At 73.6% G+C, this 15320-nt stretch carries 11 protein-coding genes, 1 tRNA gene, 1 pseudogene and 1 riboswitch; of the genes and pseudogenes, 8 read left to right on the top strand and 5 right to left on the bottom strand.

Annotated elements, in window-relative coordinates; translation table 11 throughout:
* Positions 1-195, bottom strand: a pseudogene (locus ACFWOG_RS17865) (hypothetical protein); the annotation flags it as partial.
* 865 nt (positions 196-1060) lie between these two features.
* Between ACFWOG_RS17865 and ACFWOG_RS17860 the strand changes: the two are divergent.
* Positions 1061-1714, top strand: coding sequence for a bifunctional DNA primase/polymerase (locus ACFWOG_RS17860; RefSeq protein ID WP_329884907.1), 654 nt, complete (start codon positions 1061-1063; stop codon positions 1712-1714).
* Between the two features lie 226 nt (positions 1715-1940).
* Here the strand turns inward: ACFWOG_RS17860 and ACFWOG_RS17855 are convergent, their stop codons facing one another.
* The 4 genes from ACFWOG_RS17855 to ACFWOG_RS17840 form a co-directional block, all read right to left on the bottom strand.
* The gene (locus ACFWOG_RS17855; protein WP_380359512.1) at positions 1941-2927 is read right to left on the bottom strand and encodes a DUF5926 family protein; all 987 of its coding nucleotides are present in this window, start codon (positions 2925-2927) and stop codon (positions 1941-1943) included.
* 169 nt (positions 2928-3096) lie between these two features.
* The gene (locus ACFWOG_RS17850) at positions 3097-3711 is read right to left on the bottom strand and encodes an ATP-binding protein (RefSeq protein ID WP_380359511.1); all 615 of its coding nucleotides are present in this window, start codon (positions 3709-3711) and stop codon (positions 3097-3099) included.
* Positions 3712-4038: 327 nt separating this feature from the next.
* Complete coding sequence (locus tag ACFWOG_RS17845; protein ID WP_329884910.1) at positions 4039-4863, bottom strand: glycerophosphodiester phosphodiesterase family protein; 825 nt, start codon at positions 4861-4863, stop codon at positions 4039-4041.
* Positions 4864-5009: 146 nt separating this feature from the next.
* Positions 5010-6362: a purine-cytosine permease family protein gene (locus tag ACFWOG_RS17840; protein WP_380359510.1), complete on the bottom strand. Its 1353-nt coding sequence runs from the start codon at positions 6360-6362 to the stop codon at positions 5010-5012.
* A gap of 166 nt (positions 6363-6528) precedes the next feature.
* A riboswitch (TPP riboswitch) is annotated at positions 6529-6676 on the bottom strand.
* A gap of 307 nt (positions 6677-6983) precedes the next feature.
* On the opposite strand from ACFWOG_RS17840, the gene ACFWOG_RS17835 reads away from it, so the two are divergent.
* The 7 genes from ACFWOG_RS17835 to ACFWOG_RS17805 all read left to right on the top strand — a co-directional run bounded on the left by ACFWOG_RS17835 (position 6984) and on the right by ACFWOG_RS17805 (position 15066).
* Positions 6984-8720: a trypsin-like peptidase domain-containing protein gene (locus ACFWOG_RS17835; protein WP_380359508.1), complete on the top strand. Its 1737-nt coding sequence runs from the start codon at positions 6984-6986 to the stop codon at positions 8718-8720.
* Between the two features lie 64 nt (positions 8721-8784).
* A tRNA-Ser gene (locus ACFWOG_RS17830) sits at positions 8785-8872 on the top strand.
* A 221-nt stretch (positions 8873-9093) separates the two neighbouring features.
* Positions 9094-10209, top strand: coding sequence for a peptidoglycan-binding protein (locus tag ACFWOG_RS17825; RefSeq protein ID WP_329950280.1), 1116 nt, complete (start codon positions 9094-9096; stop codon positions 10207-10209).
* Between the two features lie 140 nt (positions 10210-10349).
* Positions 10350-11183: a MerR family transcriptional regulator gene (locus tag ACFWOG_RS17820; RefSeq protein WP_380359506.1), complete on the top strand. Its 834-nt coding sequence runs from the start codon at positions 10350-10352 to the stop codon at positions 11181-11183.
* 58 nt (positions 11184-11241) lie between these two features.
* Positions 11242-12666 (top strand): MFS transporter, encoded by a 1425-nt coding sequence (locus ACFWOG_RS17815; RefSeq protein ID WP_380359503.1) that lies wholly within the window; start codon positions 11242-11244, stop codon positions 12664-12666.
* 286 nt (positions 12667-12952) lie between these two features.
* Entirely contained in the window at positions 12953-14317 is a 1365-nt protein-coding gene (locus ACFWOG_RS17810; protein WP_380359500.1) for an FAD-binding oxidoreductase, read from the top strand.
* 419 nt (positions 14318-14736) lie between these two features.
* Positions 14737-15066 (top strand): hypothetical protein, encoded by a 330-nt coding sequence (locus ACFWOG_RS17805; RefSeq protein ID WP_355402484.1) that lies wholly within the window; start codon positions 14737-14739, stop codon positions 15064-15066.
* Positions 15067-15320: the final 254 nt, after the last annotated feature.

Genomic DNA, 15320 nt, shown 5'->3' with positions numbered 1-15320 from the left:
GTCGGACGCGGTCCGCTCGCCGGCCGGGCCGGCGGGATCGCTGTCGGCCGCGCCGCCGGGTCCGCCGGGTCCGCCCGGCCCCCCGGTGCCGGGCACCGGGCCGGTGAAGCCGGGCGGGTCGAGCAGGGAGAGGCCGCTGGCGCCGGCGGGCTCGGCGGGCTCGGAGGAGGTCGACGCTGGGTGGGACTCGGTCATGCCGCCACTCCTGACGCGGTGGTACGTGTCACGCGGATCATGCGGAACTCCCATGGACGGCCGTTTGGAGCGATCACGGCCAAAAGGGCGCGTTTCGCCTCGATTCGCTACTACTCGTCATTGATCGACAGCAATGCCACCACTTCTACACAGGCCATTCGGGGCATGTCCAGAGCCATGACAAGGCCGGTGGCCTGTTCGTCCTGCTCCCGGGGACCCGGCTCGGGGGCGTGTTCGGTTTGTGCGCGCGCCGGCCGGTCACCTCCGGGGCGCTCCCGGTCGGCGCCGCGCTCCGGCCGGTTCCCCCTGGTTCTCCCGCGGGTCCTCCTCCGCGTTCCGCCAGGTCCGGACGGCGCCCCTGCCGGGCCCGGACCGGGTTCCCGCCGCGCTCCCACCGGGTTTCCACCGGCAGCGATCCCCGGTGGGCGGCCTGCTCGCGGCCGGTCGCGACGGGGTGTGACCGCCCTGTCGCCCGAGCGCGACGGCCCCGTCGTCCGGGCATGGAGCAGCCAGAAGCGGGCAGAACCGTGAGGACGGCTCCGGCGGCCGTCCGGATCGTATGCTTTCGCCGTCCGCAGGCCGGGCCGGCGGGAAGTGACTCACTCGTACGGTGGAACCAACCGCGCCCGGGCGGCGTCCATCCGGTCGCATACGGGATTCTCGTTCCAAGGGCTGTTCTATTCCGCGGCCCTTTCACATCCTGCTCCACTGCGTGCTCCACGCCCGCACCGCCGATCGCCCTGCCGTTCGCCCTGCCCGCCGCCCGCTTCCGGGCCGGTGCGGCGTTCCCGGACGCGCGCCGGCGGCCCGGTCCGGAGCCCGCGGTCCGGAGCCACCGAGCGGTCACGGAAAGGAACGGGTGCCAATGCGCGACAACCCCATGCGCGACAACCCGAGGAGCCGGTCGGCGGCCCGGGCGTCCCGGCTGGCTGCGGCCCTGACGGCCGCCACCGAGTACCGCTGGCCCGTCGTCCCCGGCACGCAGCTCGTCGGCGGTCACTGCTCCTGCGGTGACCCGGACTGCCCCGTACCCGGCGTCCACCCGCACGACCCGCCGCTGCTCGCGGCCACCACCGATGCCCGGATGGTGCGTTGGTGGTGGGAGCAGCGCTGTCCGGACGCGCCGCCGCTGGTCGCCACCGGCCGGACCGTCTCGGCGGTCAGCCTGCCGGCTGCGGCCGGGGCCCGCGCGCTCGCCTACCTCGCCGCGCTCCGGCTGCCACTCGGACCGGTGATGGCCATGCCGGGCCGGTACGCGATGCTGGTCGCCCCCTACTCGCTCGACGCACTCGGCGAAATGCTGGCCCAACTCCCTTGGGTGCCGGGCTCGTTGCGCTACCACGGGAGCGGAGGCTTCCTGCCGCTGCCGCCGGGCGGCGGTGCGGGCGACCGGGTGCGGTGGGTGCTGCCGCCGCGTCAGGGCGCCGACGGTGGCGTCTGGCTTCCCCAGGTCGGGCCGCTGCTGGGCGAGTTGGTGGAGGCGGCGGTCCAGCTGGACAGCGGTCGGCCCACGTACTGATCGGGCACGGCCCACTCGTTCCGGGGTGGGCCGGCCGGAAAAACAAAAGATCCGGCCGCTGGCGACGGGGGATGCACCAGCGACCGGACTCTTTAGACAGTAACAAGGATCTGCGCCCGCGCCAATTTCCAAGACGCCCTCGCAGCCCGGAAATTGCGGGTCGCGGCGAACAATGTGACGCGTATCACGTGGATCTCCGCGCGCCCCGTCCGCCTTCCGTTCGCCTTTAGTTCAGGGTGACCTGACGGTTCACCAGGTTGGCGCGGGCGCGCCGCTCCTCGGCGGTCAGCGGGGACGGGTCGGCCAGCGTCTCGGCGAGGCGCTCGGCGAACTCGGCGGCAGGCTTCTCGCAGTCGGCCGCGGTCATCGACAGCGGCAGGTCCCAGACCGGAACGGTCAGGCCGTGCGCCCGGAACGAGCCGACCAGGCGGGTGTCCTGACCGAGCGAGGACCGGTCGGCGGCGGTCAGCCGGGCCAGTGCGTCCAGCAGCTGCTCCTCCGGCACGGTCATCACCCAGCGCAGGTGGTTCTTGTCCGGAGTGCCGCACCAGTAGGCGGAGTCGACGCCGGCGAGCTTCTCGGTCGGGATCGCCGAGGCGTTGGCACGCTCCAGGGAGGCGGCCACCTCGCCGGTGGCCGTCTCGGCGTCCTCCAGCCAGAACTCGAAGCCGGTGTGCACGGCGGGCTCGAAGGGGGCGTCCGCGTCGAGCAGGTCCTGCAGCCGGGGGCCGCCCGGGACGGTCCGGCGGGACGGCACGGGGGTGCCGGGATCGGCGGCGAGCGCCAGCTCCAGCGCGTCGGCCAGGTCACGGCTCAGGTCGCCGGAGCCCGACTGGGTCTGCAGGCCCAGCAGGATCGAACCGTCCTGGCGGCGCAGGGCCGGCCAGGCCAGCGGCAGGACGGTCGCCAGCGTCACCGACGGCACCTCGCCGTTGGCGGTGGCGGCCACGCCGGCGGCGAGCGTCAGCGGGACGGTCGCGGCCGGTACCAGCTCGCGCAGCGCCACCCAGTCGGCCTCGCCCGACAGACCCTCGAACGGGCGGTGCACCAGCTCCTGCACCGCGTGCGAGGCCTCGCGGCCGTGACAGGCCTTGTAGCGGCGGCCCGAACCGCAGGGGCAGTTCTCGCGGGCCCCGACCACGGGGATCTCGCCCGTGACGGCGGGGGTGGACTGGCTGCGCTGCGGCGCCTTCTTGGCGGCCTTCTTGCCCATGGTGCGGCTCTCCCGGGGAGGTGGTGATGTGCTCCGGGCAGCCTACTGACGTTCTCCGGGCGCGTGGGCGCACGCCGGGGTGCGGGGGCGCCCGTCCGCCCGGTCCGGGGCCGTGCCCGGCGTCCGGGCGCCGCGCGGGACCGTGTTCACCCGCCGCGCGGGACGGAGCTCAGGCGCTGCAGGGTGTGCCGCCGGTCCGCCTGGCATGGCGGGCCCGGGCGGGCAGGGCCGCCCACACCGTCACCTCGCCGGGCGCGTCGCGCACGCCCCAGTCGCTGGCCAGCTGGTCCACGATGCCCAGCCCGCGGCCGCCGTGCGAGGTGAGTGAGGGGCTGGCCGGCGACGGACGGGTCTGTGCCCCGCCGTCGGTGACCTCCAGCGTGAGCACACCGTCGGCGTGCATCTGCCAGCGGACCAGGACGCCGCCGTCCTCCTCGCCGCCGCCCGTGCCTGCGTGCCCGACGTTGCCGTGCCCGGCGGCTCCGCCGGTGGGCCCGGTGCCGCCGCCGGGGCCGCCCGGTGCGGGGGAGCGGTCCTCGCCCGACCCGGCGGTCCGGGACGGTACGCCGACCAGTCGCGGCTCGACGATCTCGGCCCGGGCGCCGCGCCCGAGGGCGGGCAGCGGGCCGAGCGGTCGCGCGTAACGACACGCGTTGCTCAGCAGTTCCGAAAGGATCAGAACAGCATCATCGATGACCGGTTCCGGTATCTGCCGGTCACCCAGATCTCGACGCAGCCGGCGCCGCGCGGCCCCGACGCTCGCTGGGCCGTGCGGCACTGCCATGGTCGATGAAGTCGGCACTTCACGCGCCACCATCAACGCCACCCCCGGACCTCCTTCAGCGTATGCCGAGGGATGGATGCCCCTTGGCAATACGTCGGAAACGACCGGACGGCGATCCTGCACGGACATTTCAAGCCGGGCGACGGACGGTACGCGGCAGGTGATTCGATGCTCACGCTGCGTCGTGAAAGTGCCGTAATTGCGTCAGAAATCGCTGTCGGAAGGTTTGAGCCCCTACCAAGACGATCAACCGGTCCAGGTGGTTGAACGGTTCACCGCACCGTCCTGTCGGGTGGGGCCGGGTATTTCCGCGGGCGGTCGGGCGCGTCACCGACCGAGCTGGGCCAGCACCTCCGCCGGGCGGTTGGTGATGATCGCGGACACTCCGAGTTCCAGGCAGAGCTCGACGTCGGCCGGTTCGTCCACGGTCCAGACGTGTACCTGGTGGCCCAGCTCGCGCAGCCTGGTCACCAGCCCCGGCCGGGCCCGCACCAGTTCGATGCCCGGCCCGGCGATCCGCGCGCCGCCCGGCAGCGGCGCACCCGGGCGCAGCCGTCCGCGCAGTGCCAGGCCGCGTTCGAACAGGAACACCCGCGGGTACTCCGGTGCGGCCGCGCCCACCCGGGCCAGCGCCAACGAGGAGAAGCTCATGATCCGGGCCCGGGACCGGCCGTTCTCCCCGGCGCCGCCGATTCCGAAGCGGTCCAGCGTCCGCAGCAGCTCGGACTCCACCCGGCCGCGGAACCGGACCGGGTGCTTGGTCTCGATCGCGAGGTCCACCGGGCGCCCGCAGTCGGTCACCAGCTCCAGCAGGCTCTCCAGCCGCAGCACGCCGCGCAGCTCCGGGTCGTCGCTGGGGCGGCCGGTCTTCCACGCGCCGAAGTCGTGCGCCTCCAGCTCGGCCAGCGTCATCGCGGAGACGGTGCCCCGGCCGTCCGAGACCCGGCCGATCCGGCGGTCGTGCACGCAGACCAGCTGCCCGTCGGCGGTCACCCGGACGTCGCACTCGAGCGCGTCCGCGCCCTCGGAGAGCGCCCGGCGGTAGGCGGCGAGCGTGTGCTCGGGCAGGGCGTGCGAGGAACCGCGGTGGGCGATCACCTGGACGGGCGGCGCGGTGCGCGCCGTCGCGGGCGAGAGGTCTGGGCTGGTCACACCGTCCACGATAGGCCGCGGAAGTGACACGAAAGCGAAGACGGCCCCAACCTGCGGGGCCGTCTTCGGGTGTGGAGGTGAGCGCGGGCGAGCGCGCCGTTCCGGGTGCGCGAGCCCCGGCGCGGGTCAGCGCCCGACGGTGCGGGTCAGCGCTCGACGGTGCCGGGGGCGCCCGCGCCGCCCGTCGTGCCCGGGGCGCTGCTCCGGGAGAGCGGGGTGAGCGCCCAGGTGACCAGGGCCGGCACCAGGAAGCCGAGCAGCGAGGCCGAGGTCCACTCCTGCGGGGTGAAGTGCAGCGCCTCCTGGACAGAGGTCCAGAAGTCGGTCCACCAGCTGGCGATCGCGGTCGGTGCGATCAGCTGGTAGGTGGCGAAGCCGAGGGCCCACGGCAGCAGCATCAGCCAGCGGGACGGCGCGTCGGCGGAGAGGTTCCAGCCGCGCCGGCCGGCCCCGAGGAAGTAGTCGACCACGAGCACCGCGAACATCGGCACGAAGATCGAGCCGATCAGGCCCAGGAAGGCGTAGTACGAGTCGGTGAACTCGGTGATCTGCAGGGCCAGCACGGTGATGAGCACCCCGGTGCCCCCGGTCAGCACCCGGCGGTCGACCTTCGGCAGCAGGTTGTGGATCGACATCGCGGTCGAGTACACGTTGGCGAACGACTGGTCGGTCTCGCGGAGCACCAGCACCAGCAGGAACAGCCAGCCGGCCCAGACGCCGAGGAAGGAGTCGAAGATCCGGGTGGCGTCCCCGTCCGCCTGGAGCAGCGCGAACAGACCGAGCACGTAGCACCAGACCTGCGCCACGGTGTAGCCGGAGAAGCTGCCCCAGAACGCCGAGCGCGGGGTGCGCGAGTGCCGGGTGTAGTCGGCGGCCAGCGGTACGAAGGAGATCGACACCGCGATCATCGCGTCGGTCGCCTTCAGGAAGCCGTGCCAGTTGCCCGCGCCCGGGTCGGACACGCCGTTGCGGCCCAGCTGGACGGTGAAGTACACCATCGCGACCGCCACCGCCGCGGCGACGAAGCGGCGCAGCACCGCGATCGCGCCGAGCGGCCAGATGGTCAGCGCGGTGGTGACGGCACCGGCCAGCACGACGAACACCCAGCGGTAGCCGCCGGTACCGACGACGGTCTGCGCGCCCATCGCGATCACCAGCAGCTCGTACACGCCCCAGCCGATGCACTGGACGATGTTGAGCACCGTCGGCACGTACGAGAGCCGGGTCCCGAACAGCCCGCGCAGGTTCGCCATGGCGGGCGCGCCGGTGCGGGCGCCGATCAACGCGGCCACCCCGAGCATCGCGGTGCCGACCACGGTGCCGGCCACGATCGCCGTCACGGCGGCGGCCAGCGACAGCTCGCTGCCCGGCGCCCCGAGCACGGTGGCGGCGGTGGTGAAGCCGATGAGCGAGACGCCGAGGTTCATCCAGAGCGCGAAGTGGTCGCGGAAGCGGAGCGTGCGCGGCGGCTCGGTGTCCAGCACCAGCGGCGCCTCCACACGGGCTCCGGCCGGTGCCGCGGGGCGGTCCAGGACGGCGGCACCGGCGGGACCGGCGGGACGGCCGGAATCGGCCGCCCGGGAACCGGGGACGGTGCCCCCGGCGTCCCCGGAGGGGGGCAGACCCTTGGACGCGGGCGTACCCGAGGACGAGGATGGCGAAGCAGGCGGCATGGCCGATACTCCCTACGCCGGCATTACCCGGACAGGTTCCGGCGGTCTGCGCCCCCTCGACGCCCGCCCGCGGATTCCGTGGCGTACGGTCGACCGGCGCACTCTCAGCCTGGTGGGTCCAAGCTCCCGCGTGTCAGTTGTGAGCGACAGGCTAACCGGCACGGCGGAGAACGCCAAGGCCAGGGGGCCCGGGGGCCGGGGCCGACGGAGTGCGGCAGGGGCGCGGCGGGGGTGCGGCAGGAACGTGGCGGGAGTGCGGTGGGGGTACGAAGGGGCTGTGGCCCGGGCGCGGAGCCGGCGCGCAGGGGGCCCGCGGGGCCGGATGTTCCGGGGTTTGTCTGGCCGGCCTAAGGATTCTTATGACTTCTTCAGAAGCCTCCTTACGGCAATCGAATCGAGTGTGCGAAAAACTATGGTTGTTGGTCCTGTCAGCTATGGAGGTCGTCCGTGAGCACCGAGCGCGAGGTTGGGTCCACCGGGCCGCAGGGGGAGCAGCCCTCCGGCGGCCAGGGGGTGGTGGTTCCCGGTCCTGACGGTCCGGCGCAGCAGTCTGCGGCCGTCCCCTCCCCCGTAGCGACGCCCGCTGCCGAACGGTCCCCGTCCGATCAGGCCGCTCCGGCCGCCGACGGCGGCAACGGCGGCAACGGCGGGTTCACGCCCACGCTGGCGTTCAGCAAGGTCAGCGCCCCGGAGCCGGCGCCCGCCGCCCCGGCGCCGGCCGCCGACGCGGGGTACCTCGACGCCCCGCCGCCGGTCCTGCCGCCCGCGCCGGCCGCCCCGGTGGCACCGGCCGCGCCGGTCGGCAACCCGTACGCCACGCCGGCTCCCGGCACGCCGGTCCCGCCGGCCGCCCTCGCCGCCCACGACCCGTACGGCGCCCCGGCCGCGCCGCAGGGCCACGGCGCGACCGGCCAGCACCACCCGTTCGGCGCCGGCCAGCCGCTCGGCGGCTGGGCCGCGCACGACATCACCCCGGGCGGCCCGGGCGCGCCCGGTGGCCCCGGCGGCCCGCTCGGCTACCCGTCCGAGTACCCCGGCGCCCCCACGCCCGGCGGCCCGCGCAAGAAGCGCGGCGGCCTGATCGCCCTGGTCGCGGCCGTCGCCCTGGTCGCGGGCATCGCCGGCGGCGCGGTCGGCGTCGTCGTCGCGGACCGTGACGACAAGGGCGTCAGCGCCGCAGCCGACCGCACCAGCACCACCGTCCAAGCCAACAACTCCCAGAAGAACGAGGCCGCCCCGGGTTCGGTGGCCGGCATCGCGCAGAAGGCGCTGCCCAGCGTCGTCACCATCAAGGCGCAGGGCAACGGCGAGTCGGGCACCGGCACCGGCTTCGTCTTCGACACCGAGGGCCACATCCTCACCAACAACCACGTGGTCGCGCCCGCGTCCAGCGGCGGCAAACTGACCGTCAAGTTCGCCGACGGCTCGTCCTACAACGCGTCCGTGCTCGGCCGCGCCGAGGGCTACGACGTCGCCGTCATCAAGCTCGACAGCCCGCCCAAGGGCAAGCTGACGCCGCTTCCGCTGGCCGACTCCGACAAGGTCAACGTCGGCGACTCCACCATCGCCATCGGCGCCCCGTACGGCCTGGAGTCCACGGTCACCACCGGCATCATCAGCGCCAAGGACCGCCCGGTCGCCTCCGGCGACGAGACCGGCGCCCAGTCCTCCTACATGAACGCCCTGCAGACCGACGCCTCCATCAACCCCGGCAACTCCGGCGGTCCGCTGCTCGACTCCGGCGGCGCGGTGATCGGCATCAACTCGGCGATCCAGTCCAACGCCTCCAGCAACGGCCGGGCCGGCTCCATCGGCCTGGGCTTCGCGATCCCGGTCAACCAGGCCAAGTGGGTCGCCGAGACCCTGATCAAGACCGGCAAGCCGGTGTACGCGAAGCTCGACGTCCTGCGCAACGACGACTACAAGGGCGACGGCGCCCAGATCCAGACCCGCGACATCCAGGGCACCCCGGCCGTCACCCCCGGCGGCGCCGCCGACAAGGCCGGCCTCAAGCCGGGCGACGTCATCACCAAGCTCGGCGGCAGCCCGATCGAGAACGGTCCCGCCCTGGTCAGCAAGATCTGGACGCACAAGCCCGGCGAGACCGTCGACGTCGAGTACACCCGCAACGGCCAGACCCTGAACACCAAGGTCACCCTCGCCGAGCGCGTCGGCGACAACTGACCCCACCCCGCCCCGAAACCCGGTGCACCGAAGCCCGCCGGACCCGTTAGGCTGACCTCCGCCTGGAGAGCTGCCCGAGCGGCCTAAGGGAACAGTCTTGAAAACTGTCGTGCGGTGACCCCGTACCGTGGGTTCGAATCCCACGCTCTCCGCTGGTTGGAGAAAACCACCTGCTCAAGGCGGGTGCCGGAAGCTTCCGGCACCCGCCTTCGGTGTTCTCGGGGGTGGGGGGAGGTGGGGCCCGGGGGAGCAGAGTTGTCCCGGTTTCACCTGAACGGGGGGTTTGGGGCCGAGGTGTCCTCGTGTGGGGGTGTGCGTCTCGTTTAGCCGGATGCAAGGGGCGGACTGCCCTGGGCCTGGCGAGGAGAGACGGATGGCCTGGTACCCCGGTGCGGAGAAGATGGAGCTCCAGCCCGAGTCGGACGAGCAGGCGGCGATCACGCCGACGCAGGTGATCTTCCACAGTGTGGCGGCGCCGTGGACGCCGCGGCGGATGTACGAGTACTGGCGGGACTCGACCAACCTGGAGTCGCACTTCGGGGTGGGGTACGACGGCTCGGTCGGTCAGTTCGTCGGCACCGAGACCCGCGCCGACGCCAACATGCGCGCCAACCGCCGGGCCGACGGCACCGGGGCGGTGAGCATCGAGTCGGCGAGTGACGACCGGAGCACCGACCCGTGGACGGACGCGCAGGTGAGGGCGCTGATCGCGCTCGGCGTATGGCTGCACCAGCGGCACGACATCCCGCTACGGGCCTGCCCGTCCTCGGACGCCGCCGGGTTCGGGGTGCACCGGATGTTCCCGGAGTGGTCGGACGGTGGGACGGCCTGCCCGGGGGAGGTTCGGGCCCGGCAGTTCCGCGAGGTCGTGCTGCCCGGCATCGTGGCGGAGGCGGGCGGCGGGGCGCCGGTGCCCCCGCCGCGGGCCGATTCCACCGGCCCGGCCCGGTACCGGGTGACCCTCAACGGCCTGGAGTACGGCTACGGGGCGCACGGGCCGCACGTCCTGGAGGTGGGCCAGGCGCTGGTCCGGCAGGGCTTCGGACGGCACTACCAGTCCGGGCCGGACCAGGACTGGCGGGACGCCGACACCCTCAACTACCAGGATTTCCAGCACAGTCTGGGCCTGTCGGGGCCCGACGCGGACGGGGTCCCGGGCGAGGGGTCACTGCGCAGGCTGCTCGGCCGGCTGCCCTCGCCGCGGCGCGTCTCGCTGGCCCACGTCGTGGCGGCGGCGCGTACCGATCCGGGGGCCGAGCAGGGCCATCAGACGTACGGCGGCGAGGTCCGGATCGTCGAACAGGCGCTGGCCGACGAGGGGTTCCTGGAGCAGCGCTGGGTGGACGGCTCGCTCGGCACCCGGTCGGTGCAGGCGTACGCGGCGTTCCAGCGCAGCCTCGGCTACTCGGGCGGCGACGCGAACGGGATCCCCGGGCAGCGGAGCCTGCAGGCACTGGGGGACCGGCGGGGGTTCGACGTCACGGACTGAGCGGCGGGGACGGTCCGGGCACGACGACGGCGAGAGGGCGACCGGGAGGAGTACGGGGAGGAAGGCGGGGAGGAGTGCAGGGAGGGCGGAGTCCCGCTGCTTGACCATGACACGGTGTGAGGGTCTGCACTGGAGGCATCATGTTCAACATCGGAGACTTCGCCAAGCACGGCCGGGTGTCGATCCGCATGCTGCGCCACTACGACGCGATCGGGCTGCTACGCCCGGCCCGGGTCGACCCGGTCAGTGGCTACCGCTGTTACGAGGCGGCCCAACTCGCCCGGCTCAACCGCGTCATCGCCCTCAAGGACCTCGGCTTCACGCTGCAGCAGGTGCGGGCCGTCCTGGACGAGGAGGTGGGCGCGGCCGAGCTGCGCGGGATGCTGCGGCTGCGGCGGGCCGAGCTCGCCGCAGCGATGGCGGCGGACGCGGAGCGGCTGACCCGGGTCGAGGCGAGGCTCCGGACGATCGAGAGCGAGGGGACCATGTCCACGCACGATGTCGTGGTGAAGCGCGTGCCGTCGGTGCGGGTGGCCGAGTTGACGGCGGTCGCTGCGAGCTACGAGCCGGAGGACGTCGGGCCGGTGGTCGGGCCGCTGTTCGCGGAGCTCTGCGGCAGGCTGGCGGCGGCCGGAGTGGCGGAGACGGGACCGTCCGTCGCCTGCTACGAGGACCTCCCGGACGGGGACGGGGCGGCGGTGCTGGTACGGGTGGCCGTGCCGGTCGGGGCCACGGTGGAGCCGGGTGGGGAGCACGGCTTCGCGGTGGTCGACCTGCCGGAGATCGAGGAAGCGGTGACCGTGGTGCACCGCGGTTCGATGGACGACACGCTGGGTTCCTTCCAGGCGCTGGCGCGGTTCATCGACGAGAACGGGTACCGCTCGGCCGGGTACGCGCGGGAGCTCTACCTGGAGTGCCCGGACGACCCGGCCGGTTGGGTGACCGAGCTCCAGGAGCCGGTGGGCCGGGCGTAGGCGCCGCACCGGTCGGAGCTTGCCCTCAAGCCGGTCGAGGGTCCTAGCGTCGGCCGGCATGACGATCACCGGTGCGACCGCGCCCGACGGAGCCGGCAGCCCGGGTAGCCCGAGCGGATCCGCCGACCGGGGTGGATCCGCCGACACGAGCCGTCCGGGCCTGCCGGGGTCCTACCTGATCTGGCTGGCCGGTACCCAGGTCGGGGCGTTGGGCGACGCCGCCCTGTACTTCGCCCTGGGCTGGGCCGCGGCCGCGCACGGCGGCGGCGCGGCCGGCCTGGTGCTCACGGCGATCACCGTGTCGCGCACGGTCCTGGTCCTGCTGGGCGGTGCGGTCGCCGACCGGTGGGGCGCACGCCGGGTGATGCTCACCGGGGACGCGGTGATGCTGGCCGCGACGCTCACCCTGGCCGTGGCGGCGGGCGGCCGGGGCACACCGCTCCGGCTGCTGGTCGTGGCGGCCGTGGTGGTCGGGGTGGTCGACGCGTTCTACCTTCCGGCGAGCGGGTCGATGCCGCGCCGGCTGGTGGAGCCGGGGCAACTGCCCCGCGCTCTGGCGTTGCGTCAGGCCGTTTGTCAGATGGCAGCGTTGCTCGGGGCGCCGATCGGCGGGGCGTTGGTCGCGGTGGGTGGGCTGCCGGTGGCGGCGCTGGCGGACGCGGTGAGCTTCGCGGTCCTCCTGCTGGTGCTGCTGCGGGTGCGGGTCAGGGGGGACGCGGAGCTGGCTCCGGCGACCCCGGAGACGGCCCCGGCGAAGGGCGGGGCGGGGGAGCGTGGGGCGGAGGCGGCCGTCGTCGTTCCCGGGCTGCTGCGTGAGGCGGCCGCAGGGGTGCGGTCGGCGGCGGGGGACCGGCTGCTGCGGGCGGCGCTGCTGCTCGCCGGGGCGGCGGCGGGGGTCCTGTTGCCGGTGGGCTCGCTGCTCGTGCCGCTGCTGGCGCGGGAGCACGGGTGGGGTGCCGGTGCGGCCGGCCTGGTCACGGGCGGGCAGGGCGCGGGCGTGCTCGCCGTGGCGGTCCTGCTCTCGCTGCGCGGCGGTCGGGGCCGGGGCGGTTCGCGTCGGAGGTCGGGGAGGGCCGCGTCCGGGGCGCGGTCCGGGGTGAGGTCCGGGGGCGGGCCGGGGGCCGTGGCGGGGGTCGGGCTCGGTGCGGCGGCCCTGGGCGTCGCGGTGCTGGCCTGGGCGCCGGACCCCGGGGTGGCCGTGCTGGGCGGGGTGGTGACGGGGGTGGGGTCGGGACTGTTCGCCGGCCGGCTCGGCCCGCTCGTCCTGGCCGCCGCGCCGGTCGGCCACCTGTCCAGGGTGCAGGCACTGCTGACGCTCGTGCAGAGCGCGGCGCTGGTGGTCTCGACCGGCCTTCTCGGCCTGCTCGCCGACGCGGCCGGCGCCCGGGTGCCGACGGTGCTCTGTGCGTCGGCCACCGCCGCGGCAGGGCTCGCCGCACTGGGCTCCAGGGCGCTGCGGCCGTCCGGCCGTCCTGAGCGGTAGCCGGTAGCCGGTAGCCGGGCGCTTGGGAGCCTGGGTGCTTGGGTGCTTGGGTGCGTGCGGGTGGGGCGCGGAGCTGCGTACTTGCCGGGTGGCCGGGCGCCGGGCAGAGTGCGAGAGCCGGACGCGGTCGGAGGGCCGGTCCGGAGCGGTGGCCCGTGGTGCTGCCCCTGCCCCGCACGGCACCAGCACGACGGCGGCGAGGGAGACCGGGGCGCCGGCACGTTGACGGAGCGACACAGCGGCGGCACCGGTGCGGCAGGCCCGGGCCGCGCGGGCGGAGGCGGCGATGAGTGATCTGACGGACCGGCTGGCAGAGGGTCTCCCTCCCGGAGCGCTGGCGGTGGACCCGGATGTGACGGCCGCCTACAGCCGCGACATGGCGGGGTTCTGCGAGGCCGGTGTCCCGGCCGTGGTGGTCTTCCCGGAGACGGTCGAGCAGGTGCAGCACGTCATGCGGACCGCCACGGCCCTTCGTGTCCCGGTGGTCCCGCAGGGGGCGCGGACGGGGCTCTCCGGTGCGGCCAACGCCGTGGACGGCTGCATCGTGCTGTCGATGGTGAGGATGAACCGGATCCTGGAGCTCGATCCCGTGAACCGGATTGCGGTGGTCGAGCCCGGTGTGGTGAACGCCGAGCTCTCCCGGGCGGCGGCCGAGTCGGGGCTCGCCTATCCGCCCGACCCGTCGAGCTGGGAGTCCTGCACGATCGGCGGCAACATCGGCACCGGCGCGGGCGGGCTGTGCTGCGTGAAGTACGGCGTGACGAGCGAGTACGTGCTCGGGCTCGACGTGGTGCTGGCGGACGGGCGGTTGCTGACCACGGGGCGCCGGACGGCCAAGGGCGTCGCCGGCTACGACCTGACCCGGCTGCTGGTCGGCTCGGAGGGCACGCTGGGCGTGGTGGTCCGGGCGGTGGTGGCGCTGCGACCGGCGCCCGAGCCGCAGTTGGCGTTGGCGGCGGAGTTCCCGAGCGCGGCCGCGGCGTGCGACGCGGTCTGCGAGGTGATGGCGCGCGGTTTCACGCCGTCGCTGATGGAGCTGATGGACGCGGTGTCGGTCCGGGCGGTCAACGAGCTGGGGCAGATGGGACTTCCGGAGTCGACCCGGGCGCTGCTGCTGGTGGCCTTCGACGGTCCGGACCGGGTGGACCGCCTGGCCGCCGTGGGGGATCTCTGCCGGGCCGCGGGGGCGACCGAGGTGGTGCCCGCCGACGACCAGGCGGAGTCGGAGATGCTGCTGGAGGCCCGCCGCCTTGCGCTGCCCGCCCTGGACCGGCTGGGCACCACGATGATCGACGACGTAGCGGTGCCGCGTTCACGGTTGGCCGAGATGCTGGCCGGCGTCGCGGTGATCGCCGAGCGGCACGGGCTGACCATCGGGGTGGTGAGCCACGCGGGGGACGGGAACACCCATCCGATCGTCATCTTCGACGCGGCGGACGCCGAGCAGACGGCGCGGGCGCAGCGGTCCTTCGACGAGATCATGGCGCTCGGGCTGGAGCTGGGCGGCACGATCACCGGGGAGCACGGGGTCGGGCTGCTCAAGCGCGAGTGGCTGGCGCGGGAGCTCGGTCCGGTGGCGTGGGAGCTGCAGCGGCAGCTGAAGGCGGTCTTCGACCCGTTGGGCATTCTCAACCCCGGTAAAGCGATCTGATCGGATTCCCGGCCGATCGGTGAATCACCGGATTGTCAGACTGTCGCAGAATGGCTCACTATGTCGACACGGTAGCGCGACCGAACTTTCAGGGGGCGCGTTCAGGGATGTTCCGCGCCAGGGTTGTGCGCCGGGTTCTCCGTGTGCTGCCCTTCGTGCCGCCCCTGGAGCTTCGATCGTGTCCGACCGTTCGGGCGATGCGGCAGGTCGGTGGCGGTGTGTCGGCGCGCTTTCCGTTTGGGCCCGGGTTATGCACCGGGCTGCTGGATATCACGCTAAAGGGCGAAAAGCCTGCCGGGAGGTAGTGCTTTGTCGATTTGTTGCGGAAGTCTTTCCCTCGGCGTCGCAGCCCGCAGGTGTTCGTCTGGCCGGCGAACTCCCGCACACATTGCACGATTTACCGTTTCTTGGAGGCTCTCATGGCTCGCATCCGTACCCGCAAGGTGGCCGGTCTTCTGGTGGCGGCCCCGCTCGCGGCGGGACTGCTCCTCGCCGGGGCCGGTGCCGCCGCCGCCGACAACGGCGCGCTCGCCAACGACGGGTCCAACAGCGGGGTGGTGTCCAACATCGGGACCGGCAACATCTTCGGCTCGGTCGACGGCAACTACGTTTCGAACCAGCAGACGGCCACCGGGGCCGGGGCCTCGAACCAGGCCAACACCCTCGCGGTGAAGGACAACTCGGGGGCCATCCTGGCCGGCCAGTCCAACAAGAACTTCAACGTCGTCTTCGCCCCGATCTTCAACTGAGCGCCGATGGACCGTGAACCATCGCCGGCGGGGGCGCCGGAGGTGGGTGGTCGTGGGTGAGCTGAGCATCCGCGGCGGGGTTCGAGGCAGACAGTGAAGTGAATCGAAGCGAAGCGGTCGGAAAAGATCGCGAGATGCGTAGCCGGGTAGCGGAAAGGGTCACCGCGAACCGGTCCTGTGGGCGGCACCGCACGTCGGTGCCGCCCACGGGCGCGTCCGGACCGGTGCGTCGAGCACTCGGCCCGCCCCCTGTG

Source organism: Kitasatospora sp. NPDC058406, assembly GCF_042722765.1.
Taxonomy (GTDB): domain Bacteria; phylum Actinomycetota; class Actinomycetes; order Streptomycetales; family Streptomycetaceae; genus Kitasatospora.
The sequence above is the reverse complement of the archived record's forward strand: the minus strand, read 5'-3'. Positions and strand labels throughout refer to the sequence as shown.

Bases quoted from the DNA above. Each gene is read 5' to 3' on its own strand.
- ACFWOG_RS17855 (WP_380359512.1), bottom strand. From the start codon at position 2,927: ATGGGCAAGAAGGCCGCCAAGAAGGCGCCGCAGCGCAGCCAGTCCACC.
- ACFWOG_RS17820 (WP_380359506.1), top strand. From the start codon at position 10,350: ATGTTCAACATCGGAGACTTCGCCAAGCACGGCCGGGTGTCGATCCGC.
- ACFWOG_RS17805 (WP_355402484.1), top strand. From the start codon at position 14,737: ATGGCTCGCATCCGTACCCGCAAGGTGGCCGGTCTTCTGGTGGCGGCC.
- ACFWOG_RS17815 (WP_380359503.1), top strand. From the start codon at position 11,242: ATGACGATCACCGGTGCGACCGCGCCCGACGGAGCCGGCAGCCCGGGT.
- ACFWOG_RS17850 (WP_380359511.1), bottom strand. From the start codon at position 3,711: ATGGCAGTGCCGCACGGCCCAGCGAGCGTCGGGGCCGCGCGGCGCCGG.
- ACFWOG_RS17825 (WP_329950280.1), top strand. From the start codon at position 9,094: ATGGCCTGGTACCCCGGTGCGGAGAAGATGGAGCTCCAGCCCGAGTCG.
- ACFWOG_RS17860 (WP_329884907.1), top strand. From the start codon at position 1,061: ATGCGCGACAACCCCATGCGCGACAACCCGAGGAGCCGGTCGGCGGCC.
- ACFWOG_RS17810 (WP_380359500.1), top strand. From the start codon at position 12,953: ATGAGTGATCTGACGGACCGGCTGGCAGAGGGTCTCCCTCCCGGAGCG.